At 72.1% G+C, this 26,526-nt stretch carries 21 protein-coding genes; 15 read left to right on the top strand and 6 right to left on the bottom strand.

The window, feature by feature from the left end; translation table 11 throughout:
* Nucleotides 1–2: 2 nt before the first annotated feature.
* Together ACF07N_RS33760 and ACF07N_RS33755 are read right to left on the bottom strand one after the other, a co-directional pair.
* A complete protein-coding gene (locus ACF07N_RS33760) occupies nt 3–1,007 on the bottom strand; it encodes a carbohydrate ABC transporter permease (RefSeq protein ID WP_383323508.1) in 1,005 nt (334 codons plus the stop codon).
* A 118-nt stretch (nt 1,008–1,125) separates the two neighbouring features.
* Nucleotides 1,126–2,394, bottom strand: coding sequence for an extracellular solute-binding protein (locus ACF07N_RS33755; protein ID WP_392120410.1), 1,269 nt, complete (start codon nt 2,392–2,394; stop codon nt 1,126–1,128).
* 390 nt (nt 2,395–2,784) lie between these two features.
* Here ACF07N_RS33755 and ACF07N_RS33750 point away from each other — a divergent pair, with 390 nt between their 5' ends.
* Nucleotides 2,785–3,819 carry a LacI family DNA-binding transcriptional regulator gene (locus ACF07N_RS33750; RefSeq protein ID WP_383323502.1) on the top strand — a complete coding sequence of 345 codons (1,035 nt, stop codon included), beginning with the start codon at nt 2,785–2,787 and terminating at the stop codon, nt 3,817–3,819.
* 93 nt (nt 3,820–3,912) lie between these two features.
* Entirely contained in the window at nt 3,913–4,806 is an 894-nt protein-coding gene (locus tag ACF07N_RS33745) for a phosphatase PAP2 family protein (protein ID WP_392120408.1), read from the top strand.
* 66 nt (nt 4,807–4,872) lie between these two features.
* On the opposite strand, the gene ACF07N_RS33740 is transcribed toward ACF07N_RS33745, so the two are convergent.
* Entirely contained in the window at nt 4,873–7,881 is a 3,009-nt protein-coding gene (locus ACF07N_RS33740; RefSeq protein WP_392120405.1) for a bifunctional [glutamine synthetase] adenylyltransferase/[glutamine synthetase]-adenylyl-L-tyrosine phosphorylase, read from the bottom strand.
* 374 nt (nt 7,882–8,255) lie between these two features.
* Between ACF07N_RS33740 and ACF07N_RS33735 the strand changes: the two genes are divergently transcribed.
* Nucleotides 8,256–8,705, top strand: a complete 450-nt coding sequence (locus tag ACF07N_RS33735; RefSeq protein ID WP_392120402.1) for a VOC family protein — start codon at nt 8,256–8,258, stop codon at nt 8,703–8,705.
* 82 nt (nt 8,706–8,787) lie between these two features.
* A complete protein-coding gene (locus ACF07N_RS33730; protein WP_392120399.1) occupies nt 8,788–9,414 on the top strand; it encodes a glyoxalase in 627 nt (208 codons plus the stop codon).
* A 48-nt stretch (nt 9,415–9,462) separates the two neighbouring features.
* On the opposite strand, the gene glnA is transcribed toward ACF07N_RS33730, so the two are convergent.
* Nucleotides 9,463–10,824, bottom strand: coding sequence for a type I glutamate--ammonia ligase (gene glnA, locus ACF07N_RS33725; RefSeq protein WP_114257364.1), 1,362 nt, complete (start codon nt 10,822–10,824; stop codon nt 9,463–9,465).
* 440 nt (nt 10,825–11,264) lie between these two features.
* Here glnA and ACF07N_RS33720 point away from each other — a divergent pair, with 440 nt between their 5' ends.
* The 5 genes from ACF07N_RS33720 to ACF07N_RS33700 all read left to right on the top strand — a co-directional run bounded on the left by ACF07N_RS33720 (nt 11,265) and on the right by ACF07N_RS33700 (nt 15,120).
* Nucleotides 11,265–11,930 carry a DUF3105 domain-containing protein gene (locus ACF07N_RS33720; RefSeq protein ID WP_392120396.1) on the top strand — a complete coding sequence of 222 codons (666 nt, stop codon included), beginning with the start codon at nt 11,265–11,267 and terminating at the stop codon, nt 11,928–11,930.
* A complete protein-coding gene (locus ACF07N_RS33715) occupies nt 11,927–12,547 on the top strand; it encodes a DUF305 domain-containing protein (RefSeq protein WP_383323441.1) in 621 nt (206 codons plus the stop codon). Before ACF07N_RS33720 ends, ACF07N_RS33715 begins: the two co-directional genes overlap by 4 nt.
* 71 nt (nt 12,548–12,618) lie before the next feature.
* The gene (locus ACF07N_RS33710; protein WP_392120393.1) at nt 12,619–14,373 is read left to right on the top strand and encodes an NAD+ synthase; all 1,755 of its coding nucleotides are present in this window, start codon (nt 12,619–12,621) and stop codon (nt 14,371–14,373) included.
* A gap of 55 nt (nt 14,374–14,428) precedes the next feature.
* Entirely contained in the window at nt 14,429–14,731 is a 303-nt protein-coding gene (locus ACF07N_RS33705; protein WP_383323435.1) for an ArsR/SmtB family transcription factor, read from the top strand.
* Nucleotides 14,728–15,120 (top strand): VOC family protein, encoded by a 393-nt coding sequence (locus tag ACF07N_RS33700; protein ID WP_392120390.1) that lies wholly within the window; start codon nt 14,728–14,730, stop codon nt 15,118–15,120. Before ACF07N_RS33705 ends, ACF07N_RS33700 begins: the two co-directional genes overlap by 4 nt.
* 81 nt (nt 15,121–15,201) lie before the next feature.
* Here ACF07N_RS33700 and panB read toward each other — a convergent pair whose 3' ends face one another.
* Nucleotides 15,202–16,074 (bottom strand): 3-methyl-2-oxobutanoate hydroxymethyltransferase, encoded by an 873-nt coding sequence (gene panB / locus ACF07N_RS33695; protein ID WP_383323429.1) that lies wholly within the window; start codon nt 16,072–16,074, stop codon nt 15,202–15,204.
* Nucleotides 16,075–16,270: 196 nt separating this feature from the next.
* Between panB and ACF07N_RS33690 the strand changes: the two genes are divergently transcribed.
* The 6 genes from ACF07N_RS33690 (at nt 16,271) to ACF07N_RS33665 (ending at nt 23,162) form a co-directional block, all read left to right on the top strand.
* Nucleotides 16,271–17,872, top strand: coding sequence for an MFS transporter (locus tag ACF07N_RS33690; protein WP_383323425.1), 1,602 nt, complete (start codon nt 16,271–16,273; stop codon nt 17,870–17,872).
* Nucleotides 17,873–17,918: 46 nt separating this feature from the next.
* Nucleotides 17,919–18,557 (top strand): TetR/AcrR family transcriptional regulator, encoded by a 639-nt coding sequence (locus tag ACF07N_RS33685; protein WP_392120386.1) that lies wholly within the window; start codon nt 17,919–17,921, stop codon nt 18,555–18,557.
* A 190-nt stretch (nt 18,558–18,747) separates the two neighbouring features.
* Nucleotides 18,748–19,800: an endonuclease/exonuclease/phosphatase family protein gene (locus ACF07N_RS33680; protein WP_383323418.1), complete on the top strand. Its 1,053-nt coding sequence runs from the start codon at nt 18,748–18,750 to the stop codon at nt 19,798–19,800.
* A 137-nt stretch (nt 19,801–19,937) separates the two neighbouring features.
* Nucleotides 19,938–21,158 (top strand): MFS transporter, encoded by a 1,221-nt coding sequence (locus tag ACF07N_RS33675; RefSeq protein ID WP_383340780.1) that lies wholly within the window; start codon nt 19,938–19,940, stop codon nt 21,156–21,158.
* Nucleotides 21,159–21,324: 166 nt separating this feature from the next.
* On the top strand, nt 21,325–22,350 hold the full coding sequence (locus ACF07N_RS33670; protein ID WP_392120382.1) for an ATP-binding cassette domain-containing protein: 1,026 nt from the start codon (nt 21,325–21,327) through the stop codon (nt 22,348–22,350).
* A complete protein-coding gene (locus ACF07N_RS33665; protein ID WP_383323409.1) occupies nt 22,347–23,162 on the top strand; it encodes an ABC transporter permease in 816 nt (271 codons plus the stop codon). Before ACF07N_RS33670 ends, ACF07N_RS33665 begins: the two co-directional genes overlap by 4 nt.
* Nucleotides 23,163–23,182: 20 nt before the next feature.
* Here the strand turns inward: ACF07N_RS33665 and ACF07N_RS33660 are convergent, their stop codons facing one another.
* Entirely contained in the window at nt 23,183–26,506 is a 3,324-nt protein-coding gene (locus ACF07N_RS33660; protein ID WP_392120379.1) for a BTAD domain-containing putative transcriptional regulator, read from the bottom strand.
* Between the last annotated feature and the right edge of the window lie 20 nt (nt 26,507–26,526).

Genomic DNA, 26,526 nt, shown 5'->3' with positions numbered 1-26,526 from the left:
CCTCAGATCGCGAGCTGCTGCTCATCGCGGTTCAGCCAGCGGCGGTAGAAGGAGGTGAAGACGATCAGGATGCCGAGCAGCAGGATGCCGTAGGCGGCCGACTGCGCGAAGTCGCGCGGCTGCTGTCCGAAGCCGAGCTGGTAGGCCCAGGTGACGAGGATCTGCGCGTCCGGCGCTGTGTTGCCGAACAGCAGGAAGATGATGGCGAACTGGTTGAACGTCCAGATCACGCCGAGCAGCACCACGGTGGAGCTGACCGACCTCAGGCCGGGCAGGGTCACGTAGCGGAACTGCTGCCAGCGGCTGGCGCCGTCCATCTCGGAGGCCTCGTAGAGGGAGGAGTCGATGGACTGCAGCCCGCCGAGCAGGGAGACCATCATGAACGGCACGCCGCACCAGGTGTTGACCATGATCGCGGCGAAGCGCTGCCAGAAGGTGTCCTCCAGCCACGCCGGGGTCGGCAGGTGCAGCGTCTCCAGGGCGGAGTTGATGATGCCGGAGTCGGCGAGCATGAAGCGCCAGCCGAAGACGGTGACGAAGGTCGGCACGGCCCACGGCAGGATCAGGATCAGCCGGTAGAAGGTGCGGCCCCGCAGCTTCTGGTTGAGCAGCAGGGCCAGGCCCAGGCCGATGGAGTAGTGCAGGGCCACGCAGGCGGCCGTCCACACGATCGTCCAGATGAAGTGGGACCAGAAGCGCTCGTAGGCGGTCTCCCCCCACAGGATGTCGGCGTAGTTGTCGAAGCCGATGAACTTGTAGGTGGCCTCGATCTCGTTGACGCCGATCGTCCGGGCCGTGTTGAGGCTGGTCGCGTCGGTCAGCGTCAGGTAGAAGCCGTAGGCCAGGGGGTACAGCACGAGGACGCCGAGCACGACGGCCACGGGCGCGATCATCGCGTAGGCGTACCAGTGCTTCTGGTAGCTGTGCTTGAGGCGCCGGCCCAGCCCGGACCGGGGACCGCGGTCACCGCTCCGCTTGCCGGTCGCTCGGTCGATGGCGACTGTCATGTTCGACAACCTTCTTCGCGAACTGGAGATCAGCTGGAGATCGAGGGGTACGGCACACAGGCCGACGGCCGCCGGATCCTTCCCCTTCTGTGGCGGAGGATCCGGCGGCCACGAGGGCCTACTTGCTGTAGTCCGGGAGCAGCTTGGCGATGGACGTCTCGGCGCTCTTCAGCCCCTCGTCCAGGGACTTCTTGCCACCGGCGATCGCCAGCAGTTCGTCGTCCAGCGGCGTCCACAGCGAGCTGTACTCGGGCAGCTCCGGCCGCGGCTGGGCGGCGGCGAGGACGCCCTGGTAGCCGGCGATGCCCGGGTCGGCCTTGACCTCGGCGGTGTAGGCGTCGTCGCGCGTCGGCAGCGTGTTGTTCTTCAGCGCGATGGTCTCCTGGGCCTTGGCCGAGGTCATGAACTTCACGAACTTCAGCGAGGCCTCCTGGTGGGCCTTGTCCGAGCCCGCGTACACCGAGAGGTTGTGGCCGCCGGTCGGGGCGCCCGCCTTGCCGCTGGAGCCGGCCGGGACGGTGGCGATGCCCAGGTTGGCCTTGTCCTTGAACGCCGAGCCCTTGTAGAAGTTCGTGATCTCCCACGGGCCCTGGATGATCGAGGCGACCTTGCCGCTGACGAACGCCTCCTGGATGTGGGCGTAGGCGTCGGCGGTGGTGTCGGCCTTGTGCAGGCCCTTGCCCTTGAACAGGCTCAGCCAGGTGCCGTAGGCCTTCTCGGCCTCGGGCGAGGTGACGGTGATCTTCTTGGCGCCGACGTCGACGGTGTCGGCGCCCTCGCCGTAGAGGAAGGAGTGGGCGTAGTAGGACTGGGTCGAGCCCCAGTAACCGTCGACGCCGGTCTTGTCCTTGATCGTGGCCGCGGCCTTCTTCAGCTCGTCCCAGGTCTTGGGGGCCTCGACGCCGGCCTTCTCGAACAGGGCCTTGTTGTAGACCAGGGCCAGGGTGTCCGTGGTGAAGGGGACGCCGTAGGTCTTGCCCTCGTACTGGGCCTGCTTGATCAAGTTGGACTTGAACTTGTCCTGCTCGGCGAGGGCGTCGGTGCCGTCCAGCGGCAGGAAGAAGCCCTTCTTGGCGAAGGCGGGGGTCCAGCCGACCTCGGAGCGCAGCACGTCCGGGGCGCCCTTGGAACCGGCGGCGGTGTCGAACTTGTTCTGCGCCTGGTCGAAGGGGACGTTGACGTACTTGACCTTGACGTCCTTGTTGGCGGCCTCGAACTCCTTGACGAGGGCCTTGTAGGTCGGCGCCTCGTTGGTCGCGTTGGAGGTGTCCCACCAGGTGATGGTGACCGGGCCGCCGGCCTCGTCGCCGCTGTCGCTTCCGCCGCAGGCCGTCGCCGCCAGGGCGAGGGACGCCACCAGCGCGGTGGCCGCTATGCCACGCCGCATGAGTTCTCCTTGAGGGTGATGCCCGTTTCGTGCTGCCGACTGCGCCGTTGGCGGCCGGGCGTCGGTGACATTAACGTCGTCGCAACGTGTTGCGAAAGACCTTGCAGCAAAAAGTTGCAAGAGGTGCGGATGGTTATCCCGCCGTGACCTCCCCTCGATCGCTCCAAGGCCTGGATTTCCGGCTGTTCCGCGGGGAGTCGGACAGCTGTGCAAGACTCTGCAAGCACTTGCCATCCGTTGCCGCCGGGGGAATCATCCGTTGCGGAGCGGACGCCGACACGACTTCAAGGGACCGCGATGACCAAGCAACCCGCAGCGGGGCGTGTGACGGCCCGCACCCGGCGTCCCGTCGGTGTGCAAGCGGAAGTCCGGCCGCTACAGTCCAGTGCTGTGACCACACGGCTTGCGGACATCGCTTTGCAGGCGGGGGTGAGCGAAGCGACCGTCAGCCGCGTCCTCAACGGGAAGCCGGGCGTCGCCGCCACGACCCGCCAGTCCGTGCTCGCCGCGCTCGACGTGCTGGGCTACGAACGTCCGGTGCGGCTGCGGCAGCGCAGCGAGGGCCTGGTCGGCCTGATCACCCCGGAGCTGGAGAACCCGATCTTCCCGGCCCTGGCCCAGGTCATCGGCCAGGCGCTGACACGGCAGGGCTACACGCCCGTGCTGGCCACCCAGACCCCGGGCGGCTCGACCGAGGACGAGCTGACCGAGATGCTGGTCGACCGCGGCGTCGCCGGCATCATCTACGTCTCCGGACTGCACGCGGACACCACCGCCGACATGCAGCGCTACGACCGGCTGCGCGCGCAGGGCGTGCCCTACGTGCTGGTCGACGGTTTCTCGCCGAAGGTGCAGGCGCCGTTCATCTCCCCCGACGACCGCGCGGCGATGAGCCTGGCCGTGACGCACCTGGCGTCCCTCGGGCACACGCGGATCGGACTGGCCCTGGGGCCCAAGCGGTTCGTGCCCGTGCAGCGCAAGATCGAGGGCTTCGTGCGCGCCATGCAGGAGCAGGTGGGCCTGGGCGCCGAGACGGTCGAGTCGCAGCTCGTGCAGCACTCGCTCTACACGCTGGAGGGCGGCCAGGCCGCCGCCACCGCCCTGATGGAGCGGGACTGCACGGCCGTGGTGTGCGCGAGCGACATGATGGCGCTGGGCGCGATCCGGGCGGCGCGCCAGCGGGGCCTGGACGTGCCGAAGGACATCTCCGTGGTCGGCTTCGACGACTCCCCGCTGATCGCCTTCACCGACCCGCCCCTGACGACCATCCGCAAGCCGGTCCCGGCCATGGGGCAGGCGGCGGTGCGCACGCTGCTGGAGGAGATCGGCGGGACGCCCGCCCCGCACAGCGAGTTCGTGTTCATGCCGGAACTGGTGGTGCGCGGTTCGACCGCCTCGGCACCCGGGGAACGGGCGCGCTCCTGAGGCCGGTGGCCTGATGTCGCCGTAGAACATGCGGCCCCGGCCGGGCCGCGGGATGATCGGTGGAGAAGTCCTTTTCTGGCAGACTTTGTGCCTATGGGTGACGCGACCGTGACGCAGCCGGAGGGCCTGGAGGCGGCCCTCCCGCCCCGTGTTGCGGCCGAAACGAGACCGGGCGTCCTGCGCCGGCTGCGCACCCCCCGCCGGCCCCGGTTCTGGTTCGAGATCCTGCTGATCGCGGTGAGTTACTGGACGTACTCACTCGTCCGCAACGCCGTGCCCGAGCAGAAGGCCGAGGCGCTGCGCAACGCCGACTGGATCTGGCAGGCCGAGCAGCGGCTGGGCATCGCCGTCGAGGAGTCGGTCAACCACGCCGTGAACTCGGTGACTTGGCTGATCATCGGCATGAACTACTACTACGCGACGCTGCACTTCGTGGTCACGCTGGGTGTGCTGGTGTGGCTGTACCGTCGCCATCCCGGCCGCTACGCGGCGACCCGTCTGGTCCTGTTCGCGACCACCGCCGTCGCCCTGGCCGGCTACTACCTGTACCCGCTGGCGCCCCCGCGGCTGATGAACGGCGGCGGCTTCGTCGACACCGTCATGGTCCACCAGACCTGGGGCTCGATGGCCTCCGGCGACCTGAAGAACATGTCGAACCAGTACGCCGCGATGCCGTCGATGCACATCGGCTGGTCCGTGTGGTGCGGCCTGACGATCTTCGCGCTGGCGACGGTGCCGTGGGCGCGGGTGCTGGGCCTGCTCTACCCTGCGCTGACCCTGGTGGTCATCGTCGCCACGGCCAACCACTTCTGGCTGGACGCGGTCGGCGGCGTGCTCTGCCTGGCGTTCGGCTTCGCCGTGGCCCGCCTGTGGTACGGCCGGCTGCCGTACGCCCTGCCGAAGGTGGTGCCGGGGCGGGATCCGGCCGGATTCCGGCCGCCCGGGGCGCGCGAGCCGGGCCGGCCGGCCGCGCGGGACGAAGTCTGACGTCACGTTCCCGGGGTTCACGGCGTTCGCGCGCACGCCCGGGCGCCGCGGAGCAGGGGGTGCGGATCAGCGCTCGGTGACGCCGTAGAACAGTTCCTCCACGACGGTCCGTGCCCGGCGGGCCGTGCGCCGGTAGCCGTCGAGCATGTCGCCGACGTGGCCCGGGTTGTGGCCCAGGTAGCGGCCGACGGCGGCCAGTTCGCGCGGGTCGGAGGGGAACGTGTCGCCTGCCCGGCCGCGCACCAGCATCACCGCGTTGCGGACCCGGGTGGCGAGGACCCAGGCCTCGTCGAGCGTCCCGGCGTCCTCGTCGGTGATGAGCCCGGCCGCGCGGGCGGCGGCCAGGGCCTCGCGGGTGCGGGTGGTGCGCAGGCCGGGCTCCCGCGCGCCGTGCCGCAGTTGCAGCAGTTGCACGGTCCACTCCACGTCGGACAGCCCGCCCGGGCCGAGCTTGGCGTGCAGCTTGGGGTCGGCGCCGCGCGGCAGCCGCTCCCGCTCCATCCGGGCCTTCAGCCGCCGGATCTCGCGCACGGCCTCGTCCCCGAGGCCGCCGGCCGGGTAGCGCAGCGGGTCGATCAGCTCGATGAAGCGGCGGCCCAGGTCCGCGTCACCGGCGACCGGCTCGGCCCGCAGCAGGGCGTGCGACTCCCAGGTCAGCGACCACCGGCGGTAGTAGGCCGCGTACGAGGTCAGTGTGCGCACCAGCGGCCCGGACTTGCCTTCCGGGCGCAGGTCGGCGTCGATGAGCAGGGGCGGGTCGGCGCTGGGGATCTGCAGCAGGCGGCGCATCTCGGAGACGACCTTGCTGGCCGCCTGGGAGGCCTCCCGCTCGTCGACGCCGTCGCGCGGCTCGTGCACGAACAGCACGTCCGCGTCGGAGCCGTAGCCCAGCTCGTGGCCGCCGAAGCGGCCCATGCCGATGACCGCGAACCGGGTGGGCAGCTCGTCACCCCAGCCGTCCCTCACGACCGCCCGGAGCGTGCCGGCCAGGGTCGCGGCGGTCAGGTCCGACACGGCGGCCCCGACCCGGTCGACCAGGGCGCCCTGGTCGGCCTCGGCGGGCTGCTCCTCGGTGCCGTAGGAGCCGACGATGTCGGCGGCGGCCGTGCGGAACAGCTCGCGGCGGCGCACCCCGCGCGCGGCCGTGACCGCCTGGGCGGCGCCGTCGGCCCGGTTCACGGCGGCGAGTATCTCCTGCTCCAGGTGGGCGCGCGGGCGGGGCGTGAGACCGCCGCCGTCCCCGTCGCCGAGCAGCGCCACCGCCTCGGGCGCGCGCATCAGCAGGTCGGGCGCGAGGCGGCCGGCGGACAGCACCCGAGCGAGGTTCTGCGCCGCGGCGCCCTCGTCCCGCAGCAGCCGCAGGTACCAGGGCGTCTTGCCGAGCGCGTCGGACACCTTGCGGAAGTTCAGCAGGCCCGCGTCCGGGTCGGCCGAGTCGGCGAACCAGCCGAGCAGGACGGGCAGCAGCGTGCGCTGGATGGCGGCCTTGCGGGTGACGCCGGAGGCCAGCGCCTCCAGGTGGCGCAGGGCGGAGGCCGGGTCGGCGTAGCCGAGGGCGACCATGCGCTCGCGGGCCGCCTCGGCGCTCAGCCGGGCCTCACCGGTGGCGAGCTGGGCGACCGCGTCGAGCAGCGGCCGGTAGAACAGCTTCTCGTGCAGCCGGCGCACCACCGTGGCGTGCCGCCGCCACTCGCGGTGCAGGTCGGCGACCGGGTCGGTGCGCAGCCCCAGGGACCGGCCGATGCGGCGCAGCTCGGCCTCGTCCTCCGGCACGAGGTGGGTCCGCCGCAGCCGGAACAGCTGGATCCGGTGCTCCAGGGAGCGCAGGAAGCGGTAGGCCTCGTCGAGCTGCGCGGCGTCGGACCGGCCGACGTAGCCGCCGGCGGCGAGGGCCTTGAGCGCGTCGAGGGTCGTGCCGCTGCGCAGCGAGGGGTCGGTGCGGCCGTGCACCAGCTGGAGCAGCTGCACGGCGAACTCGACGTCCCTCAGGCCGCCCGGGCCCAGCTTCAGCTGGCGCTCGACCTCGGCGGCGGGGATGTTCTCGACGACCCGGCGGCGCATCTTCTGCACGTCCGCGACGAAGTTCTCGCGCTCGGCGGCCTTCCACACCAGCGGCTGCACGGCCTCGACGTACTCGGCGCCGAGGTCGAGGTCGCCGGCCACCGGGCGGGCCTTGAGCAGCGCCTGGAACTCCCAGGTCTTGGCCCAGCGCTGGTAGTAGGCGAGGTGGCTGGCCAGGGTCCGCACCAGCGGGCCGTTGCGGCCCTCGGGGCGCAGGTTGGCGTCGACGGGCCAGATGGAGCCCTCGACCGTGGTCTCCGAGCAGATCCGCATCATGTGCGAGGCGAGCCGGGTCGCGGCGCGGATCGCCTTGGTCTCGTCGGCCCCCTCGGCGGGCTCGCCGACGAAGATGACGTCGACGTCGGAGACGTAGTTCAGCTCGTGGCCGCCGCACTTGCCCATCGCGATGACGGCGAGCCGGCACAGGGCGTCGTCCTCGGGCGCGGCCGCCCGGGCGAGGCCGAGGGCGGCGCGCAGGGTGGCGGTGGCCAGGTCGGCCAGCTCGGCGGCGGACTCGGCGACGCCGGTCGTGCCACACACGTCACGGGCCGCGATGGACAGCAGGCAGCGCCGGTAGGCGACGCGCAGTGAGACCGGATCGTCGGCCTGGGCGAGACCGGCCTCGAACTCCGCCACCCCGGGGTGCAGGTCCCGTGCCTCGTACGTCACCAGGGCCTGCCAGTCGCCCGGGTGCCGGGCGAGGTGGTCGCCGAGGGCGGCGGAGGCGCCGAGGACCCCGAGGAGCCGGTCGCGCAGCGGTTTGGCCGAGATCAGGGTGTCGAGCAGCTCCCGGCGGGCGCCGGGGTTCGGCTGGGCCTCCAGCAGCCGGACGAGGCCGAGCAGCGCGAGGTCGGGGTCGGCGGTCGCGCCCAGCGCGTCCAGCAGTACCGGGTCGTCGCGCAGCGGCGCGAGTTCGACGCTGTCCAGGAGCCGCTCGGCGGCGGAGGCGTCGGTGAAGCCGTGCCGCAGCAGCCGTGTGAAGGTGCTGCTCCTGCGCCCCGGGACCGCCGTCATCCAGGCCTCCCTCACACTGTTTCTCGGACTCGCGCCGGATCAAGGTCGTACGGCTTCGAGCCTAACCGCAGGGCCCGGGACAAGCGCCGGCGAGGCCGGCGGGCGGACGGGCGCCCGCACGGCGTGCCACCGAGGGCGCCCGGCCACGAGGACTGGCCGCGGGACGGAGGAGAAGTACGGCAACCTCTGGCACGTCGTGGTACGGGAGGGCCATTTCCGCCACGGCGTGGGGTGCACCGCCGTCCACTCGGTGGCGCCGCGCACGGTTTTCGGCTTCGGTGAGGGGGAGCCGTTCCGCCGGACCGGTGGCGTGAGGGCGGTGCGCCCTGCGCCCGGTGTCCGGCGCCGATGCCGCCCGACGAAGGAGTCACGCCGTGGACATCACCCTCGAAGTCATCCCGCTGTCCGTGACCGACATCGACCGGGCCCGGGACTTCTACCGGGACAAGGTCGGCTTCCACGTGGACATCGACCAGGAGGTCATGCCCGGGATGCGGATCGTCCAGCTGACCCCTCCGGGTTCGGGCTGCTCGATCGCCCTCGGCGACTCGCTGTGGGAGATGACCCCGGGCCCGACCCCGGCCCCCGGCTCCTACCAGGGCCTGCAGCTGTGCGTCGCGGACATCAAGGCGGCCCACGCCGAGTTCGTCGCCCGCGGGCTCGACATCTCGGAGCCGGTGCAGTACGCGCCGGACGACGGCGCCACGTTCATGCACTTCCGGGACCCGGACGGCAACGGCTGGGCGGTGCAGGAGTACCGCAGGCGGGCGACGGAACCGCTGCACGAGCTGCTGGCGAAGCAGAAGGGCCAGCGCGAGACCTGACCGGGCCCGGCGGGGGGGGGAGCGACCGGACCGGTCAGGAATCGAGAAGCCGGGAGCCCGGGCCGCGACTAGCGTCGTGGCCATGACCTCCATCGCATGCGTCACCCTCGAGGTGGACGACCCCAGCGCCGCCGAACGCTTCTGCACCACCGCCTTCGGCCTGGCCGGACAGGTGCGCCTGCGGGCCGCGCAGGCGCCGACGGCAGGCTTCCGCGGCTTCACGCTGTCCCTCGTGACCTCGCAGCCGGGCAACGTCGACGCCCTGTTCGAGGCGGCCGTGACGGCCGGCGCCACGGTGCTGAAGCCCGCCGCGAAGTCCCTGTGGGGCCACGGCGGCGTGGTGCGGGCCCCGGACGGCACGATCTGGCAGCTCGCCTCGTCGTCGAAGAAGGACAGCGGCCCGGCCGCACGGGAGTTCGACGAGATCGTGCTGCTGCTCGGCGTCGAGGACGTGAAGGCGAGCAAGCGGTTCTATGTCGAGCACGGCCTGCCGGTGGCGAAGAGCTTCGGCGGCAAGTACGTCGAGTTCGAGACCGGGCCGGGCCCCGTGAAGCTGTCGCTGTACAAGCGCCGCGGCCTGGCGAAGGTGGCCGGCGTCTCCCCCGAGGGCACGGGCTCCCACCGGCTCGTCATCGGTGCCGACACGGGGGCGTTCACGGACCCGGACGGGTTCGCGTGGGAACCGGTGTCCCGGACGGCGTCGCGGTGAAACGAGGCCGACGGCCCACGGCCGCCGGCCTCACCGGGACGTTTCGTACTACAGCGCCGGAAGGTTCTTCCGCAGCTCGAACGCCGTGACCTCCGAGCGGTACTCCTCCCACTCCTGCCGCTTGTTGCGCAGGAAGAAGTCGAAGACGTGCTCTCCGAGCGTCTCGGCGACCAGGTCGCTGCGTTCCATCAGGGTCAGCGCCTCGCCCAGGTTCTGCGGAAGGGGCTCGATGCCCATCGCGCGGCGCTCCGCGTCGGACAGGGCCCAGACGTCGTCCTCCGCGCCCGGCGGGAGCTCGTAGCCCTCCTCGATGCCCTTGAGGCCGGCGGCGAGCAGGACCGCGTAGGCGAGGTAGGGGTTCGCGCCGGAGTCGAGGGAGCGGACCTCGACGCGGGCCGAGCCCGTCTTGCCGGGCTTGTACATCGGCACGCGGACCAGCGCCGAGCGGTTGTTGTGGCCCCAGCAGATGTACGACGGGGCCTCGCCGCCCGCGCCGGCCGTGCGCTCCGCGCCGCCCCAGATGCGCTTGTAGGAGTTGACCCACTGGTTGGTGACGGCGGAGATCTCCGCCGCGTGCCGCAGCAGCCCCGCGATGAAGGAGCGGCCCACCTTGGACAGCTGGTACTCGGAGCCCGACTCGTAGAACGCGTTGCGGTCGCCCTCGAAGAGGGAGAGGTGGGTGTGCATGCCGGAGCCGGGGTGCTCCGAGAACGGCTTGGGCATGAAGGTCGCGTGCACGCCCTGCTCCAGCGCCACCTGCTTCATGACCAGGCGGAACGTCATGACGTTGTCGGCCGTGGAGAGCGCGTCGGCGTAGCGCAGGTCGATCTCCTGCTGGCCGGGCGCGCCCTCGTGGTGGGAGAACTCCACCGAGATGCCCATCGACTCCAGCATCGTGATCGCCTGGCGGCGGAAGTCCATGCCGACGTTGGTCGGGGTGTGGTCGAAGTAGCCGGAGTTGTCGGCCGGGGTGGGACGGGAGCCGTCCAGGGGCCGGTCCTTCAGCAGGAAGAACTCGATCTCCGGGTGCGTGTAGAACGTGAAGCCGAGGTCGCTCGCCCGGGCCAGGGCGCGCTTGAGCACGTAGCGCGGGTCGGCGAAGGACGGGGAGCCGTCCGGCATGAGGATGTCGCAGAACATGCGCGCCGTGCCCGGGGCCTCCGCGCGCCAGGGCAGGATCTGGAAGGTCGACGGGTCCGGCTTGGCGATCATGTCGGACTCGTAGACCCGGGCGAAGCCCTCGATCGCGGAGCCGTCGAAGCCGATGCCCTCGTCGAAGGCCTGTTCCAGCTCGGCCGGGGCCACGGCGACGGACTTGAGGAAGCCCAGCACGTCCGTGAACCACAGGCGTACGAACCGGATGTCGCGCTCCTCCAGTGTCCGGAGCACGAACTCCTGCTGCTTGTCCATCTTCCGCTTCCCCATCCTTGCTGGTCAGGCCGCCTGTCTTCCGTACCACGGGAGGCGGTCGGGCACCTGAGCATCCCACCACACCACCATTTCGTACGCGTTGCGGACCATGATCGCCCGACCGGCGGCGGCCGGACGACCCGCGTACGGCGGGTGGACTGCTCCTGCGCCCATAGTGCCTGCTCGCACCGGCCCGCGTAACGGCCGGTCCGCTTCGCTCCCCCGGGGCGGCTCGATTCCGGCGTCCGGGGTCCGCACGGCCCGGTGCGCCCGGGGTCCGCACGGCCCGGTGCGCCCGGGCCTCGCCGGCCCGAGCTGTCGGGGAGCTGTCGGTGCCGTATCGATTCGGCCCTTTCGCGCGGCCGCCCTACGAGTGGCCCCGGCTCCCCCATTACGATCAGGCCACCCGACCGTCCCACTTTCCCCGCGAAGGACACCTCATGGGCTCCGCCAAGAAGAGCAACACGGAACGCAAGGCGCGAATAGAGGAGATGCGGCGCGCCGAGCAGGCCCGTGAGCGCCGCAACCGGATCCTCACCATCGTGGCCAGCGTCGTGATCGTCGGCGGACTGGTGGCAGGCGGCGTGGTGCTCGTGCAGTCCCAGTCCGACAACGGCAGCGGCACCGCGGCGAGCGACTCCTCGGGCAAGGGCAAGTTCGTCACCGGCAAGGACGGCGTGAAGACCTGGGAGGGCGAGCTCGCCCGCAACCACGTCACCAAGGCCGTGAAGTACGCCACCCAGCCGCCGGTCGGCGGCGACCACAACCAGGTGTGGATGAACTGCAACGGCGACGTCTACACCAAGGAGATCAACAACACCAACGCCGTGCACTCGCTGGAGCACGGCGCGGTGTGGGTGACGTACAACGCGGCAGCGAAGAAGGCCGACGTCGACGCGCTCGCGGCGAAGGTGAAGAAGACGCCGTACACGCTGATGAGCCCGATGGACGACCAGAAGGACCCGATCATGCTCTCGGCGTGGGGCCACCAGCGCACGGTGACGGGCGCGGACGACCCGAACGTCGACAAGTTCTTCGAGAAGTTCGTCCAGGGCGAGCAGACCCCCGAGCCGGGTGCCGCCTGCACCAACGGGCTGTCGCAGTGAGGCAGGCGGGTCTGGTCGCCGGTGCCGCCGTGACCGCGCTCGTCGCGGCCGGTGCGATCACCTACGCCGTCGCCGGGGACGACGGCGGCACCGCGACCCCCTCCGCCGAGTCCGCGGATGCCGGGTTCGCGCGCGACATGGCGGTGCACCACCAGCAGGCCGTGGAGATGTCGTACATCGTGCGCGACCGCACGAAGGACGAGGAGGTGCGCCGCCTCGCCTACGACATCGCGCAGACGCAGGCCAACCAGCGCGGCATGATGCTGGGCTGGCTCGACCTGTGGGGCCTGCCCAAGGTGTCGAGCGAGCCGCCGATGACCTGGATGGACATGGGCGGCATGGCCTCCGGCAAGGACGGCGCGCTGATGCCGGGCATGGCGACGAACAGCGAGCTGAAGAAGCTCGGCGAGCTCAGCGGGAAGCAGGCCGAGGTCTTCTACCTGCAGCTCATGACGGACCACCACCGAGGCGGCATCCACATGGCCCGCGGCTGCGTGGAGAAGTGCACGGTCGGGGTGGAGAAGCGGCTCGCGCGGGGCATGGTGGACGCGCAGCAGTCGGAGATCGGGCTCATGGCCGATCTGCTGAAGGCGCGGGGCGCCGGGCCCCGGGCGTAGGCGAGCGACATGGGTGGTGTGCGATGGGCCACACCACCCCATTGCGTCGCTCTGACGATTACACTGGTCCCGTGCCTCAACTACGTCTCGCCCTGAACCAGATCGACTCGCGCGTCGGCGACCTCGCCGGGAACGCCGAGTCGATCGTCCGCTGGACCCGGCACTCCGCCGAGCAGGGAGCGCACCTCGTGGCGTTCCCCGAGATGGCGCTGACCGGGTATCCCGTCGAGGACCTGGCCCTCAGGTCGTCCTTCGTCGAGGCCTCCCGGGCGGCGCTGCGCGGCCTCGCCGCCCGTCTGGCCGACGAGGGCTTCGGCCGGCTGCCGGTGGTCGTCGGCTATCTCGACCGCAGTGAGACCGCCCAGCCGAAGTACGGCCAGCCGGCCGGCGCGCCGCGGAACGCGGGGGCGGTGCTGTACGGCGGTGAGGTGGTCCTCGGCTACGCCAAGCACCACCTGCCGAACTACGGCGTCTTCGACGAGTTCCGCTACTTCGTGCCCGGCGACAGCATGCCGGTGCTGCGCGTGCACGGGGTGGACGTCGCCCTGGCCATCTGCGAGGACCTGTGGCAGGACGGCGGCCGCGTCCCCGCCGCCCGGTCGGCGAAGGCGGGCCTGCTGCTGTCGATCAACGCCTCCCCCTACGAGCGCGACAAGGACGACACGCGTCTGGAGCTGGTGCGCAAGCGGGCCCAGGAGGCCGGCTGCACCACGGCGTACCTGGCCATGATCGGCGGCCAGGACGAGCTGGTCTTCGACGGCGACTCGATCGTCGTGGACAAGGACGGCGAGGTCGTGGCGCGGGCCCCGCAGTTCTCCGAGGGCTGCGTGGTGCTCGACCTGGACCTGCCGGCGGCCGCCGCGGACGCCCCGACGGGCGTGGTCGACGACGGTCTGCGCATCGACCGCGTGGTCCTCTCCGAGGAACCGCTGCCGGCCTACGAGCCCGAGCTGACCGGCGGCTACGCGGACCGTCTCGACGACGACGAGGAGGTCTACTCGGCGCTGGTCGTGGGCCTGCGGGCGTACGTCGCGAAGAACGGCTTCCGGTCCGTGCTGATCGGCCTGTCCGGCGGTATCGACTCGGCACTGGTCGCGGCGATCGCCTGCGACGCGCTGGGCGCGGAGAACGTGTACGGCGTGTCGATGCCGTCGAAGTACTCCTCGGACCACTCCAGGGACGACGCGGCCGAGCTGGCCCGCCGCACGGGACTGAACTACCGCACGGTCCCGATCGAGCCGATGTTCGACGCCTACATGGGGTCGCTGGGCCTGACGGGCCTGGCGGAGGAGAACCTCCAGTCACGCCTGCGCGGCACGCTGCTGATGGCGATCTCCAACCAGGAGGGCCACATCGTCCTGGCGCCGGGCAACAAGTCGGAGCTGGCAGTCGGCTACTCCACGCTCTACGGCGACTCCGTCGGCGCGTACGGCCCCATCAAGGACGTGTACAAGACGTCGATCTTCCGGCTGGCGGAGTGGCGCAACCGCGCCGCCCGGGAGCGGGGCCAGACCCCGCCGATCCCGGAGAACTCCATCACCAAGCCGCCGAGCGCGGAACTGCGCCCCGGTCAGGTGGACACGGACTCGCTGCCCGACTACCCGGTGCTCGACGCGATCCTGGAGCTGTACGTCGACCGGGACCGCGGCGCGGACGAGATCGTCGCGGCCGGCTTCGACCGCGAGCTGGTCGTGAAGACGCTGCGCATGGTGGACACGGCCGAGTACAAGCGGCGCCAGTACCCGCCGGGGACGAAGATCTCGGCGAAGGGCTTCGGGAAGGACCGGCGCCTGCCGATCACGAACGGGTGGCGCGAGTCGGTCTGACGGGGGACGGCGGGGGGACTTGATAGGCAAGTGAACACTTGCCTATTCTGAGGGCGTGGCCGATGACCTCTTCAAAGCCTTGGCCGACCCCACCCGCCGCACCATCCTCGACGAGCTCGCGGAGAAGTCCGGGCAGACCCTGTTCGAGATCTGCTCGCGGCTGAGCATGAAGCACCGGCTCGGCATCTCGCGCCAGGCGGTCTCGCAGCACCTCGCGGTGCTGGAGGCCGCCGGGCTGGTCGAGACCCGGCGGGAGGGCCGCTACAAGTTCCACGACCTGAACACGGCCCCGCTGCGGCACATCACCGAGCGATGGCCCGCGCCCGACCCCTCCCGACCGGAAGAGAGCACCCCGTGAAGATCCACCTGACCAGCATCTTCGTCGACGACCAGGCCAAGGCCCTGCGCTTCTACACCGAGATCCTCGGCTTCGTGAAGAAGTACGACGTCCCGGTCGGCGAGCAGGACCGGTGGCTGACGGTCGTCTCCCCGGAGGAGCCGGGCGGCACGGAACTCCTGCTGGAGCCCGCCGGCCACCCCGCCGTCAAGCCCTACCGCGACGCCCTGATCGCCGACGGCATCCCGCTGATGCAGTTCGCCGTCGCCGACGTGCACGCCGAGTACGAGCGCCTGCGCGCCCTCGGCGTCCGCTTCACCCAGGAGCCCCTGGAGATGGGCCCGGTCACCACGGCCGTCTTCGACGACACCTGCGGCAACCTGATCCAGATCGCGACGCAGCCGGAGTAGCCCCGCGGAGCCCGGGCGCCGGGAACGGAACGGCCCCGCCGACGGGGGAAGATCGGCGGGGCCGCGTGGTACCGCAGTGGCTCAGTGGACGGAGTGTTCCTCCTGCGGGAACGTTCCGCCGACCACGTCCTCGGCGAAGGCCCTGGCCGCGTTCCCCATGACCTCACGCAGGTTCGCGTACTGCTTCACGAACTTCGGCACGCGCCCGCCGGTCAGACCCAGCATGTCGGTCCACACCAGCACCTGCGCGTCCGTCTCGGGGCCCGCACCGATCCCGACGGTCGGGATGTGCAGCACCCGCGTCACCTCGGCCGCGAGCTCCGCGGGAACCAGTTCCAGCACGACGGCGAACGCGCCCGCGTCCTGCACGGCCTTCGCGTCCCGCAGCAGTTGCTGGGCCGCCTCCTCGCCCCGCCCCTGCACGCGGTAGCCCATCGCGTTGACGGACTGCGGGGTCAGCCCGATGTGGGCCATGACCGGGATGCCGGACTCGACGAGCAGCCGGATCTGCTCGTGCGAGCGCTCGCCCCCTTCCAGCTTCACGGCCTGTACGCCGGCCTCCTTCACCAGCCGGGTCGCCGAGCGCAGCGCCTGCACCGGGCCCTCCTGGTACGAGCCGAAGGGCAGGTCACCGACGATCAGGGCGCGCGAGGTGCCCCGCACGACCGCCGCCGACAGCATGGTCATCTCGTCGAGGGTCACGGGCACGGTGGTCTCGTACCCCAGGTGGCAGTTGCCCGCCGAGTCGCCGACGAGCATGACCGGGATGCCGGCCTCGTCGAAGACGGACGCGGTCATCGCGTCGTAGGCGGTGAGCATGGGCCACTTCTCGCCCCGCTCCTTGGCGGCGGCGATGTCGCGCACGGTGATGCGGCGAGTGCCCTTGCCCCCGTACAGCGTCTTGCCGCCGTCGGAGGGCTTCGTCGCAGTCTGGGCAGCCGGAAGCTGCGTCATGGCACGGCTCCTAACACGTCATCTCGAGGCGCCCTGACGGCGTCCCCGGACCACGTCCATGGTGGCACCTCGTGCCACCGAGGGCCAGGGGACCCCCTGTGAGTTCCGGTTCCGGGTGCCCCGCGCCCGTGAGAGCTCGGTAAGAGTATTCCAATACGAGACGGTCTCGTATCGGAATGCGCCTACGCTCGACGGCATGACCACACCTGCCGACGGCGCCGCCCCCACCGGCCGCCGCATACCGGAAGCGGTGCACCGGCGCCGCTGGGCGATCCTCGGCGTGCTGATGCTGAGCCTGCTGATCGTCGTCCTGGACAACTCGATCCTGAACGTCGCCGTCAAGACGATCTCCACCCCGGCCCCGACCGGCCTGGGCGCCACGCAGAGCGAGCTGGAGTGGGCGATCAACGCCTACACCCTGGTCTTCGCCGGCCTGCTGTTCACCGCGGGGCTCCTCGGTGACCGGCTCGGCCGCAAGAAGGTGCTGCTCGGCGGGCTCGCCGTGTTCGGCGTCGGCTCGGCGTTCGCCGCGTTCTCCGGCTCGCCCGGCGAGCTCGTCACCTTCCGTGCCGTGATGGGCCTGGGCGCCGCCTTCGTGATGCCGGCCACCCTCGCCGTCCTCATGAACGTCTTCGAACGCGAGGAGCAGCCCAAGGCCATCGGCATCTGGGCGGGCGGTGTCGGCCTCGCCATCGCCATCGGCCCGATCACCGGCGGCGTGCTGCTCGACCACTTCTGGTGGGGCTCGGTCTTCCTCATCAACGTGCCGATCGTGCTGCTCGCCCTCGGCCTGATGCTGTGGCTGGTCCCCGACTCCCGCGACCCGGAGCCGGGCCGGCTCGACCCGGTCGGCGTGGTCCTGTCGGTCGCCGGCCTGGTGCTGCTCGTCTACGGCATCATCAAGGGCGGGCAGCTCGCCGACTTCACGGACGTCACCGTGCTGGCGACCATCGGTGCCGGTCTCGCCGTGCTCGTCGCCTTCGTGGTGTTCGAGAAGCGCAGCACCCATCCGTCCATCGACGTCACGTACTTCAAGAACAAGGTCTTCTCGGCCGCCGTCGCCGCCATCGCGCTGGTGTTCTTCGCGCTGATGGGCGTGACCTTCTTCTCCGTCTTCTACACGCAGAGCGTGCGCGGCTACTCGCCGCTGGAGACCGGTCTGCTGATGCTGCCGCTGGCCGCCGCCCAGATGATCTTCGCGCCGCGCGCCCGGCTGCTGGTCGACCGGTTCGGCAACAAGGCCACGACGACCGCGGGTCTGCTGGTCATCGCCGCCATGCTGGCCGCCTTTGCCACCCTGGACGCCGGCACCCCCATCTGGGTCCTGGAGGTCGTCTTCTTCCTGATGGGCACCGGCATGGCGCACATCATGACGCCGGTCAGCGTCGTCATCATGCAGGCCCTGCCCCGCGAGAAGGCCGGCTCGGCCTCCGCCCTCAGCAACACCTTCCGGCAGGTCGGCGGCGCCCTCGGCATCGCCGTCCTCGGCTCGGTCCTGTCGACGGCGTACCGCACGGGCATCGAGGACAGGCTCGGCGCCCTGCCGCCCGGCCTGCGGCACACCGCGGGCGAGTCCATCGAGGCGACCCTGGGCGTCGCGGCGAAGCTGGGGCCGCGGGGCGAGGCCCTGGTCGCTCCCGCTCACGACGCGTTCCTGCACGCGATGCACGTGACCGCCCTGTGGGGCGCGGGCGTCGCGCTGGTGGGCGCGCTCGTCGTGGCGCTGTTCCTGCCCGGCAGGCAGCCGGCCGCCCCGCAGGGCGAGGAGCGCAGGGAGCTGTCCGGCGCGCGGCCGTAGTCCTGCGGGAGAATCGGCCTCACCCAGGCCAGAAAGGACGCGCGACGTGAGTCTTGCCGAACGGCAGCCCCGGCACGACGGCCCCCAGAGGGGCCGCCCCAGAAGCGAGGCCGTCGAGCGCGCCATCATCGAGGGCGTGATGAAGCTCCTGGAGGACGGCGTGCCGCTCGCGGAGCTGTCCGTGGAGCGCGTGGCCCGGACCGCCGGGGTCGGCAAGGCCACCATCTACCGCCGCTGGAGCGGCAAGGAGGAACTCTTCGTCGACGTCGTGCGCGCCGCCGAGCCCGCCGAGCCGCCCCTGCCCGGCACGTCCGTGCGCGACGACCTCGTGGCGCTGCTGGAGCAGATGCGCCTGCGCGGGCTCGCCAAGCGCTCCTCGGCGATCCTGCACAGCGTCCACGCCCAGATGAAGAGCAGCCCGAAGATCTGGGCGGCGTACCACGCCACCGTCGTCGAACCGCGCCGCCGTCTGGGCCTCGCCGTGCTGCGCCGGGGCCAGGAGAACGGTGAACTGCGCACGGACGTCGACCTGGAGCTGCTGAGCGACCTGTTCGTGGGACCGCTGCTGGTGCGCTCGGTGCTGCACGCGGACGCCGACCTGCCGGAGGGCCTGGCCGAACAGGTCGTCGACACGCTGCTGGAGGGCCTGCGCCCCGCGGGCTCACCGCCCGTCGGTTCCACGTGAGGACGGCCCCGGTGTGCGCGTTTCGTCACAGAGCACGCTTTCGGGGGCGTCGGCCGGAACTCGCCGGACGGGCTCGAACGTCCTCGCCCCCGTACGGCCGTCGCGGGACGGCGGGAACGGAACGGATCATCCCCTAGGGTCGTAAGGACACGGGGGCGATGGTGTGCACGGCAGGTAGTGAGGCGACGGTATGGCGCAGCAGGCGTACATGACGGAGACGGACGGCGGCGGCTCGGGGCCCGAGCATCGTGGAACCCGGCTTCGGCGCCTGCTGGACCGGCTGCTGAGCGGCTGGCGGGGCGACCCACGGATCTGGCGGCGCGGACTGGTCGTGGCCGCCTGCGCGGTGCTGCTGGCCGTCATCATGCTGCTCCACGCGCAGATCCCCAACGCCATCGGCAACCTGGGCAGCCTCATCGAGACGTTCCTGCCCTGGCTGGGGCTGTTCGTCCCGGTGCTGCTCCTGCTCGCCCTGGTGCGCAGGTCGGCGACGGCGCTGATCGCGGTGCTCGCGCCGACGGTGGTCTGGTTCAACCTCTTCGGCGGGCAGCTCAGCGACAAGACCGCCGGCGGCGGCGACCTCACCGTGGTCACGCACAACGTCAACGCCGAGAACCCCGACCCGTCCGGCACCGCCCGTGACGTGGCCGCCTCGGGCGCGGACGTGCTGGCCCTGGAGGAGCTGTCCCCGGCCGCGGTCCCGGCGTACGAGAAGGCGCTGGCGCCGACGTACCGCTACCACGCGGTGGAGGGCACGGTCGGCGTGTGGAGCAAGTACCCGCTCAGCGGTGTGCGGGCCGTCGACCTCGACATGGGCTGGACGCGCGCGATGCGCGCCACCGTGACCGCGCCGGCCGGGCAGGTCGCCGTGTACGTCGCCCATCTGCCGTCGGTGCGCGTGAAGATGGAGGCCGGGTTCACGGCCCGGCAGCGCGACCGCAGCGCCGACTACCTGGGCGAGGCCATCGCCCACGAGCCGCTGGAGAACGTGGTCCTGCTCGGCGATCTGAACGGCACGATGAACGACCGCGCCCTGAACGCCGTCACCTCGCAGATGCGCTCCACGCAGGGCGCGGTGGGCAGCGGTTTCGGGTTCAGCTGGCCGGCGTCGTTCCCGATGGCGCGCATCGACCAGATCATGGTCCGGGGCCTGGACCCGCAGAGCTCGTGGACCCTGCCGCAGACCGGCAGCGACCACCTGCCCGTCGCCGCGCGTGTGAGGGTCGCCACAAGCGGTTCCTGAGAACCGCAGGTCACAGCGGTTTCGACGCTGTTCGGCAACCTCGGCGTCACCTCGTGGAATAGTGCGCCTGCGAGACTTTGTTCCGTACTTGAACATACGACGTACGGATCATCAAGCAAGTCTCGAAAGGTTCCTTCATGCCCCTGGCCCTGCTCGCCCTGGCCGTGGGTGCCTTCGGCATCGGCACCACCGAGTTCGTGATGATGGGGCTGCTGCCCGATGTCGCGGACGACCTGAACATCTCCATACCCGGCGCCGGCCACCTGGTGTCGGCGTACGCGCTCGGCGTCGTCATCGGCGCCCCGCTGCTGGCCGCGGTCACCGCCCGGATGTCCCGCCGCACGGTCCTGATCGGGCTGATGGGGCTGTTCGTCGTGGGCAACGCCCTGTCGGCCCTCGCGCCCGGCAACGGCTGGCTGCTGGCCGCCCGCTTCCTGAGCGGACTGCCCCACGGCGCCTTCTTCGGCGTGGGCGCCGTGGTCGCCACGAACATGGTCGCCCCCGAACGCAAGGCCCGCTCGGTGTCCCTGATGTTCCTCGGCCTGACGGTCGCGAACGTCGTGGGCGTGCCGGTCGCGACCCTCATGGGCCAGCAGCTCGGCTGGCGGGCGACCTTCCTCGGCGTCAGCGCCATCGGCCTGGCCGCCATCGCCGCGCTCGCGTTCCTCATCCCGCACGACCACGAGCACGCCACCGCGCAGGGCCTGCGCGGTGAACTCGCCGCGCTGCGCTCGGTCCCGGTCTGGCTGTCGCTCGGCACGACCGTCGCGGGCTTCGGCGCCCTGTTCGCGGCCTACAGCTACATCACCCCGATGCTCACGGACGCCGCCGGCTTCGCCGACGCCAGCGTCACCCTGCTGCTGGCGCTGTTCGGCGTCGGCGCCACCGCCGGCAACCTGCTCGGCGGCCGCCTGGCCGACCACTCCCTGCGGGGCACCCTCTTCGGCGGCCTGGCCTCGCTGGTGGCGGTCCTGGCGCTGTTCCCGCTGCTGATGCGCACGGAGGTCACCGCCGCCGTCGCGGTGGTCCTGCTCGGCACGGCGGCCTTCGCCACCGGCTCCCCGCTGCAGCTGATGGTCATGGAGAAGGCCGCCTCGGCCCCGTCCCTGGCGTCCTCGGCCAACCAGGCCGCCTTCAACCTGGCCAACGCGGGCGGCGCCTGGATCGGCGGCCTCGCCCTGGCCGCCGGCTTCGGAGCCACCTCCCCGGCCCTGGCCGGCGCGGCCCTGGCCGTCCTCGGGCTGGGGGTCGCGGCGCTGGCCGCCGTGGTGGACCGGCGCCGGGCCACCCCGGCCGCCGGGCGCGAGCGGATCGTGGCGAGCCATGTCCCGCGGGAGGCGGAGGCGGTACGCCACTGACGTTCCCGGCGCACGGCAGCTCGTGGGCTCGTGGCCCGCGGGCTGCCGTTTCCGTGTGCGGGGTCCTGGTCAGCGAACGGGGCATGTCGGAGAGCTGTCGGTGGCGGGGCGCCCCTGTCAGCGGTCTGTCGGTGGTTTGTCGGTACGGCCTGACACCGTCGTCCCCATGACGCGAATCGACGACAACTCCAGCGGCGCGGGTACGGCCGTCTCCGTGCGGGGGCTGGTGAAGCACTACGGGGAGACCAAGGCACTCGACGGGGTCGACCTGGAGGTGCGGGAAGGCACCGTGATGGGGGTGCTCGGGCCCAACGGCGCCGGCAAGACCACCCTCGTGCGGATCCTGTCCACCCTGCTGCAACCCGACTCCGGCCGGGCCACCGTGGCCGGGTACGACGTCGTACGGCAGCCGCGGCAGCTGCGGCGGGTGATAGGGCTCACCGGGCAGTACGCCTCCGTCGACGAGAAGCTGCCCGGCTGGGAGAACCTGTACCTGATCGGACGGCTGCTGGACCTGCCCCGCAGGGAGGCCCGGGCCCGCGCCGACGAGCTGCTGGAGCGGTTCTCGCTCACCGAGGCCGCCAAGCGGCCCGCCGGCACCTACTCCGGCGGCATGCGGCGGCGGCTCGACCTGGCCGCCTCGATGATCGGGCGGCCCACCGTCCTCTTCCTCGACGAGCCGACCACCGGACTCGACCCGCGCACCCGCAACGAGGTGTGGGACGAGGTGAAGGCCATGGTCGGCGAGGGCGTGACCGTCCTGCTGACCACCCAGTACATGGAGGAGGCCGAGCAACTGGCCTCCGAGCTGACCGTCGTGGACCGGGGCAAGGTCATCGCGGGCGGCGGCATCGAGGAGCTGAAGGCGAAGGTCGGCGGGCGCACGCTGCGCGTGCGTCCGGCGGACCCGGTGCAGCTGCGGCCCCTGGCGGGAGCGCTGGACGAGCTCGGCATCACCGGCCTGGCCGGCACCACCGTGGACACCGAGCGCGGGGCCGTGCTGGTGCCGGTGCTCAGCGACGAGCAACTGACCGCCGTGGTCGGGGCGATCACCGCGCGCGGCATCACCCTCGCCTCCATCACCACCGAACTGCCCAGCCTGGACGAGGTGTTCCTGTCCCTCACCGGCCACCGCGCCAGTGCCCCGCAGGACGCCGTGCCCACCGACACCCGCGAGGAGGTCGCCGTATGAGCGCGGCTGCCGTCACCCACGTCGAACCGGACGCCCGTATCCCGCTGCGCGCCCACGTGCGGCACACCGGCGCGCTGGTGCGCCGCAATCTGCTGTGGATCCGCCAGGACCCGGAGTCGATGTTCGACGCCGTGCTGTTCCCGGTCGTGTTCACCCTGCTGTTCGTGTACGTCTTCGGCGGGTCGATCGGGCAGGCGCTCGGCGGCGGGCAGGACGCGTACGTGCAGTACATCGTCCCCGGCCTGATGGCCATGATGGGCATGAACATGGCCCAGGGGGTGGGGACCGGCTTCAACCAGGACTTCAACACCGGGGTCATGGACCGCTTCAGGTCGCTGCCGATCGGCCGCGGCTCGGTGCTCTTCGCCAAGATCGCGGTCGAGATGGTGCGCATGCTGATCGCGACGCTGATCCTGATGATCGTCGGCGTGCTGGTCGGTTTCGACATCACGGACTGGCCGGGCCTGTTCGCCGCCGTGGGGCTGTCCGCACTCTTCGGATCCGCCCTGATGTGGATCTTCCTCACGCTCGGCGTGATCATGAAGAACGCGCAGTCCGTGCAGGCCATGGGCTTCTTGGTGCTGATGCCGCTGCAGTTCGGCTCGTCGATCTTCGCGCCGACCCAGTCGATGCCGGGCTGGCTGCAGAACTTCACCGACTACAACCCGCTGTCCTCGCTGGCCGACGCCGCGCGGGGGCTGATGGTGGGCGGCCCGGTCGCGCACGACCTGTGGATGACCGTGGGCTGGTCGGTGGCGATCACGGCGGTGATGGCGCCCATCGCGATCCACAAGTTCCGCACGAAGAACTGACCGGGCCGGCGCGGCCGTGGTCAGAACAGGGCGGCGGCCTCCTCCAGCGACAGGCCGCCGCCCTCCGCGTACGCGGCCTCGTACGCCGCGCCGCCCAGCACCTCCCGGGCGTGCGACTCCGCCCGCTCGCGGGTGAGGCGCTCCTGCCGCTGGGCGACGTGCCCGCGCGGCAGCAGGGCGTCGAAGGCGCCCAGGCAGCGGGCCGCGTCCGCGGCTCGGCGTCCGCCGTCGACGCAGGCCAGGGCCCAGGCGCCGATGATCAGGCAGCCCGAGCGCATATGGGGCGCGATGGCCGCCGCGAGGGGGTCGTCGGCCCGGGCCAGCGTCTTGCGGACGAGGTCCAGGCACTCCTCGTGCCGTCCCTCCACCGCGTCCAGCCAGGCCTCCGTGCCGAGGATGAACGCGTCGAAGACGACGAAGTGGGCGATCCGGAAGTCCTGGCGCAGCCGCCGCAGTTCCTCGCGTGCCTCGGCGACCCGGCCCGTCATGCCGAGCCGGCCGGCCAGGAAGAGCCGGGCGGCGGGCATGGCCTCGCTGTGCGAGTCCTCGCGCTGCCTGATGACCTCGCGCAGCAGCCGCTCACCGCGCTCGCCCTCCCCCGCCTCCAGCAGCGCGCTGCCCAGCCGGGCGGCGAGGACGGCCGCCTGGGCGCGGGCACCGACCTGTTCGGCGTGGGCGATGGCGTCCTCGTAGTCGGCGGCGGCCCGCGCGTAGTCGCCCTCGCGCTCCCGGGCCTCGGCACGGGCGGAGAGGGCCTCGGCGGTCCCCCAGGCGTCACCGAGGCGGCGGTAGATCGCCAGTGACTCGTCCGCGTCCCGGGCGGCGTCGCCCGCCCAGTCGGTGCGGTTGGCCAGGAAGTTGGCCCGCATCTGCAGGCCGGAGGCCAGCTCCCAGTCGAACCCGGGGGTCTCCCGGCAGGTGCGGATGGAGGCGTCCACGATGGTCCGCAGCCGGTCCATGTCGCCGGTGAGCATCACGGCGAAGAACCACAGCAGGCCGGGCAGTCGGCAGTTCTGCGGCAGGCCCGGTTCGTAGGTCTGGGCGATGACCCGCAGTTTCCGCTGGGACCGGGGGTCCTGCCAGGCCTCCAGTTCGGTGTCCATGCAGGCGAGGTGGGCCAGATGGACCCCGCGCCGGGCCTCCTGGAGGACCTCGCCGGTCATCGGCGGCGGGGCGTCGGTGCAGCGCTGCCACACGGGCACGGCGGGGCGGACCGGCTCGGTGAACGGGTCCGGGCCGAGCGCCATGACCTCGCGGCACCAGTTGCGGGCCTCGATGCGCAGGTCGCGCATCTGCCAGTACCAGACCAGGGAGAGCGCCAGGCACAGCGCCTCCTGCTCGTCGCGCAGGGCGACGGCGTGGCGCAGGGCGGTGCGCAGGTTCTCGTACTCCCGCTCCAGCCGGAGGATCGCGGTGAGCTGGCCGGGGCCGCGCAGCAACGGGTCGGTGGTGCGGGCGAGTTCGCGGTAGTACGTCAGGTGGGCCCGCTCGGCCTCGGCGCGCTGCCCGGACTCGTCCAGCCGCTCGGCGGCGTACTCGGCGACGGTCTCCAGCAGCCGGTAGCGCATCTCGCCGTCGGCCGGATCGCCGGGCGGGGCGGCCACCACCAGGGAGCGGTCGACGAGCGAGCCGAGCGCCTCCAGGGCGACCGGTCCGCACACGGCCTCGGCGGCGGACAGGTCGCAGCCGCCGGCGAACACCGACAGGCGCCGCAGGACGTCCCGTTCGTCCTCGTCCAGCAGGTCCCAGGACCAGTCGACGACGGCCCTGAGGGTCTGCTGGCGGGGCAGGAGGGTGCGGCTGCCGGAGGTGAGCAGGCGGAAGCGGTCGTCGAGCCGGTCGGCGATCTGGCGGGGGGTGAGCATCCGCAGCCGGGCGGCGGCGAGTTCGATGGCGAGGGGCAGTCCGTCCAGGCGCCGGCAGATCTCGGCGCAGGCCTCCGGGTCGTCCTCGATCCGGAAACCGGGCCGGGCCGCCGCTCCCCGCTCGGCCAGCAGCCGCAGCGCGACCGGCTCGGGCAGCGGCTCCACGGGGCGCACCAACTCCCCGGGCACGCCCAGGGGTTCGCGGCTGGTGGCGAGGACGGTCAGGCCGGGGCAGCGCTCCAGCAGTTCCCCGGTGAGCCGGGCGGCGGCGTCGGCCACGTGCTCGCAGTTGTCCAGGATGAGCAGCATGCCGGGGCGCGAGCAGTGCTCGGCGAGGCGTTCGACGGGGTCGTCGAGCCGGTCGGTGACGGCGGCGCGGATGCCCTCGGCTCCCGCGCCGTACAGGACGGTCTCGCGGGCGCCGACCGCCGTGAGCACGGCCTCCGGGACGGCCGCGGGGTCGTCGACCGGGGCGAGCTCGGCCAGCCACACCCCGCCGGGCATGGCGTGCCGCACGGTCTCGGCGGCCTCCTGCGACAGGCGGGTCTTGCCGGCGCCGCCGGGGCCGAGCAGGGTGACCAGGCGGGCCGTCGCGAGATCCCCGCGGATGGCCTCGATGTCGCTCTCGCGGCCGATGAACGAGGTGAGGCGGGCGCGCAGGTTGCCGGGGGCGGCGGGGGACGTCGGGGGCGTCGCCGGTGCCGCAGCTCGGGCGGCCGGGGACGCGGCGGGCGGGCCCTCGTCGCCGTCCGGAGCGGTCAGCAACTCCGCGTACAGGGCGCGCAGTTCCGGGCCCGGGTCGGTGCCCAGCCGGTCGGCGAGGAGCCGGCGTACGCCGTCGTAGGCGGCGAGGGCCTCGGCGGTGCGGCCGGCGTCGCGCAGGGCCCGCAGGCGCAGCGCCTGGAGGGGTTCGTCCAGGGGGCGGCTGTCGCACAGGGCGGTCAGTTCCGGCAGCGCCTGCCCGGCCTGGCCGAGGGCGAGGGCGGCGCCGTGGCGGGCGCGCAGCACGTCCAGGCGCCGGGCCTCGCTGCGGGCCGCCTCGGCGGTGCGGTCGGGCAGGTCGGCGAGGGCGGGGTCGCGCCACAGGGCGAGCGCGTCGTCGAGCACCACGGCGGCCTTGGCGGGGTCGCCGTCGGCCAGGGCGCGCAGCCCGTCACCGGCGAGCCGCTCGAACCGGTGGAGGTCGACGTCGTCGGGCGCGGCGGCGAGCCGGTACCCGCCCTCGGCGGAGGCGACCGCGTCCGCCCCGAGCGTCCGCCGCAGCCGTCCGATCAGGGCCTGCAGCGCGCCGGCCGCGTCGGCGGGCGGGTCCCCGCCCCACACCTCGTCCACGAGCATCCCGGCGGGTACGGTGTGCCCCGCCCTGAGGGCGAGCACGGTCAGCAGCGCACGCAACCGCGCCCCGCCGAGCGGGACGACCGTGCCGTCGGTGCGGATCGCCTGCGTGGTGCCGAGGATGCGGTAGTGCACGGGGTCCATTCTCTCCGGACGCGGCAGGC

It is taken from the genome of Streptomyces sp. NPDC015242 (assembly GCF_043079125.1).
GTDB lineage: Bacteria > Actinomycetota > Actinomycetes > Streptomycetales > Streptomycetaceae > Streptomyces.
The sequence above is the reverse complement of the archived record's forward strand: the minus strand, read 5'-3'. Positions and strand labels throughout refer to the sequence as shown.

Coding starts and splice junctions, on each gene's coding strand:
- ACF07N_RS33755 (WP_392120410.1), bottom strand. CDS start 2,394: ATGCGGCGTGGCATAGCGGCCACCGCGCTGGTGGCGTCCCTCGCCCTG.
- panB (WP_383323429.1), bottom strand. CDS start 16,074: ATGACGCAGCTTCCGGCTGCCCAGACTGCGACGAAGCCCTCCGACGGC.
- ACF07N_RS33690 (WP_383323425.1), top strand. CDS start 16,271: ATGACCACACCTGCCGACGGCGCCGCCCCCACCGGCCGCCGCATACCG.
- glnA (WP_114257364.1), bottom strand. CDS start 10,824: ATGGACAAGCAGCAGGAGTTCGTGCTCCGGACACTGGAGGAGCGCGAC.
- ACF07N_RS33680 (WP_383323418.1), top strand. CDS start 18,748: ATGGCGCAGCAGGCGTACATGACGGAGACGGACGGCGGCGGCTCGGGG.
- ACF07N_RS33720 (WP_392120396.1), top strand. CDS start 11,265: ATGGGCTCCGCCAAGAAGAGCAACACGGAACGCAAGGCGCGAATAGAG.
- ACF07N_RS33730 (WP_392120399.1), top strand. CDS start 8,788: ATGACCTCCATCGCATGCGTCACCCTCGAGGTGGACGACCCCAGCGCC.
- ACF07N_RS33740 (WP_392120405.1), bottom strand. CDS start 7,881: ATGACGGCGGTCCCGGGGCGCAGGAGCAGCACCTTCACACGGCTGCTG.
- ACF07N_RS33670 (WP_392120382.1), top strand. CDS start 21,325: ATGACGCGAATCGACGACAACTCCAGCGGCGCGGGTACGGCCGTCTCC.
- ACF07N_RS33760 (WP_383323508.1), bottom strand. CDS start 1,007: ATGACAGTCGCCATCGACCGAGCGACCGGCAAGCGGAGCGGTGACCGC.
- ACF07N_RS33675 (WP_383340780.1), top strand. CDS start 19,938: ATGCCCCTGGCCCTGCTCGCCCTGGCCGTGGGTGCCTTCGGCATCGGC.
- ACF07N_RS33665 (WP_383323409.1), top strand. CDS start 22,347: ATGAGCGCGGCTGCCGTCACCCACGTCGAACCGGACGCCCGTATCCCG.
- ACF07N_RS33745 (WP_392120408.1), top strand. CDS start 3,913: ATGGGTGACGCGACCGTGACGCAGCCGGAGGGCCTGGAGGCGGCCCTC.
- ACF07N_RS33660 (WP_392120379.1), bottom strand. CDS start 26,506: ATGGACCCCGTGCACTACCGCATCCTCGGCACCACGCAGGCGATCCGC.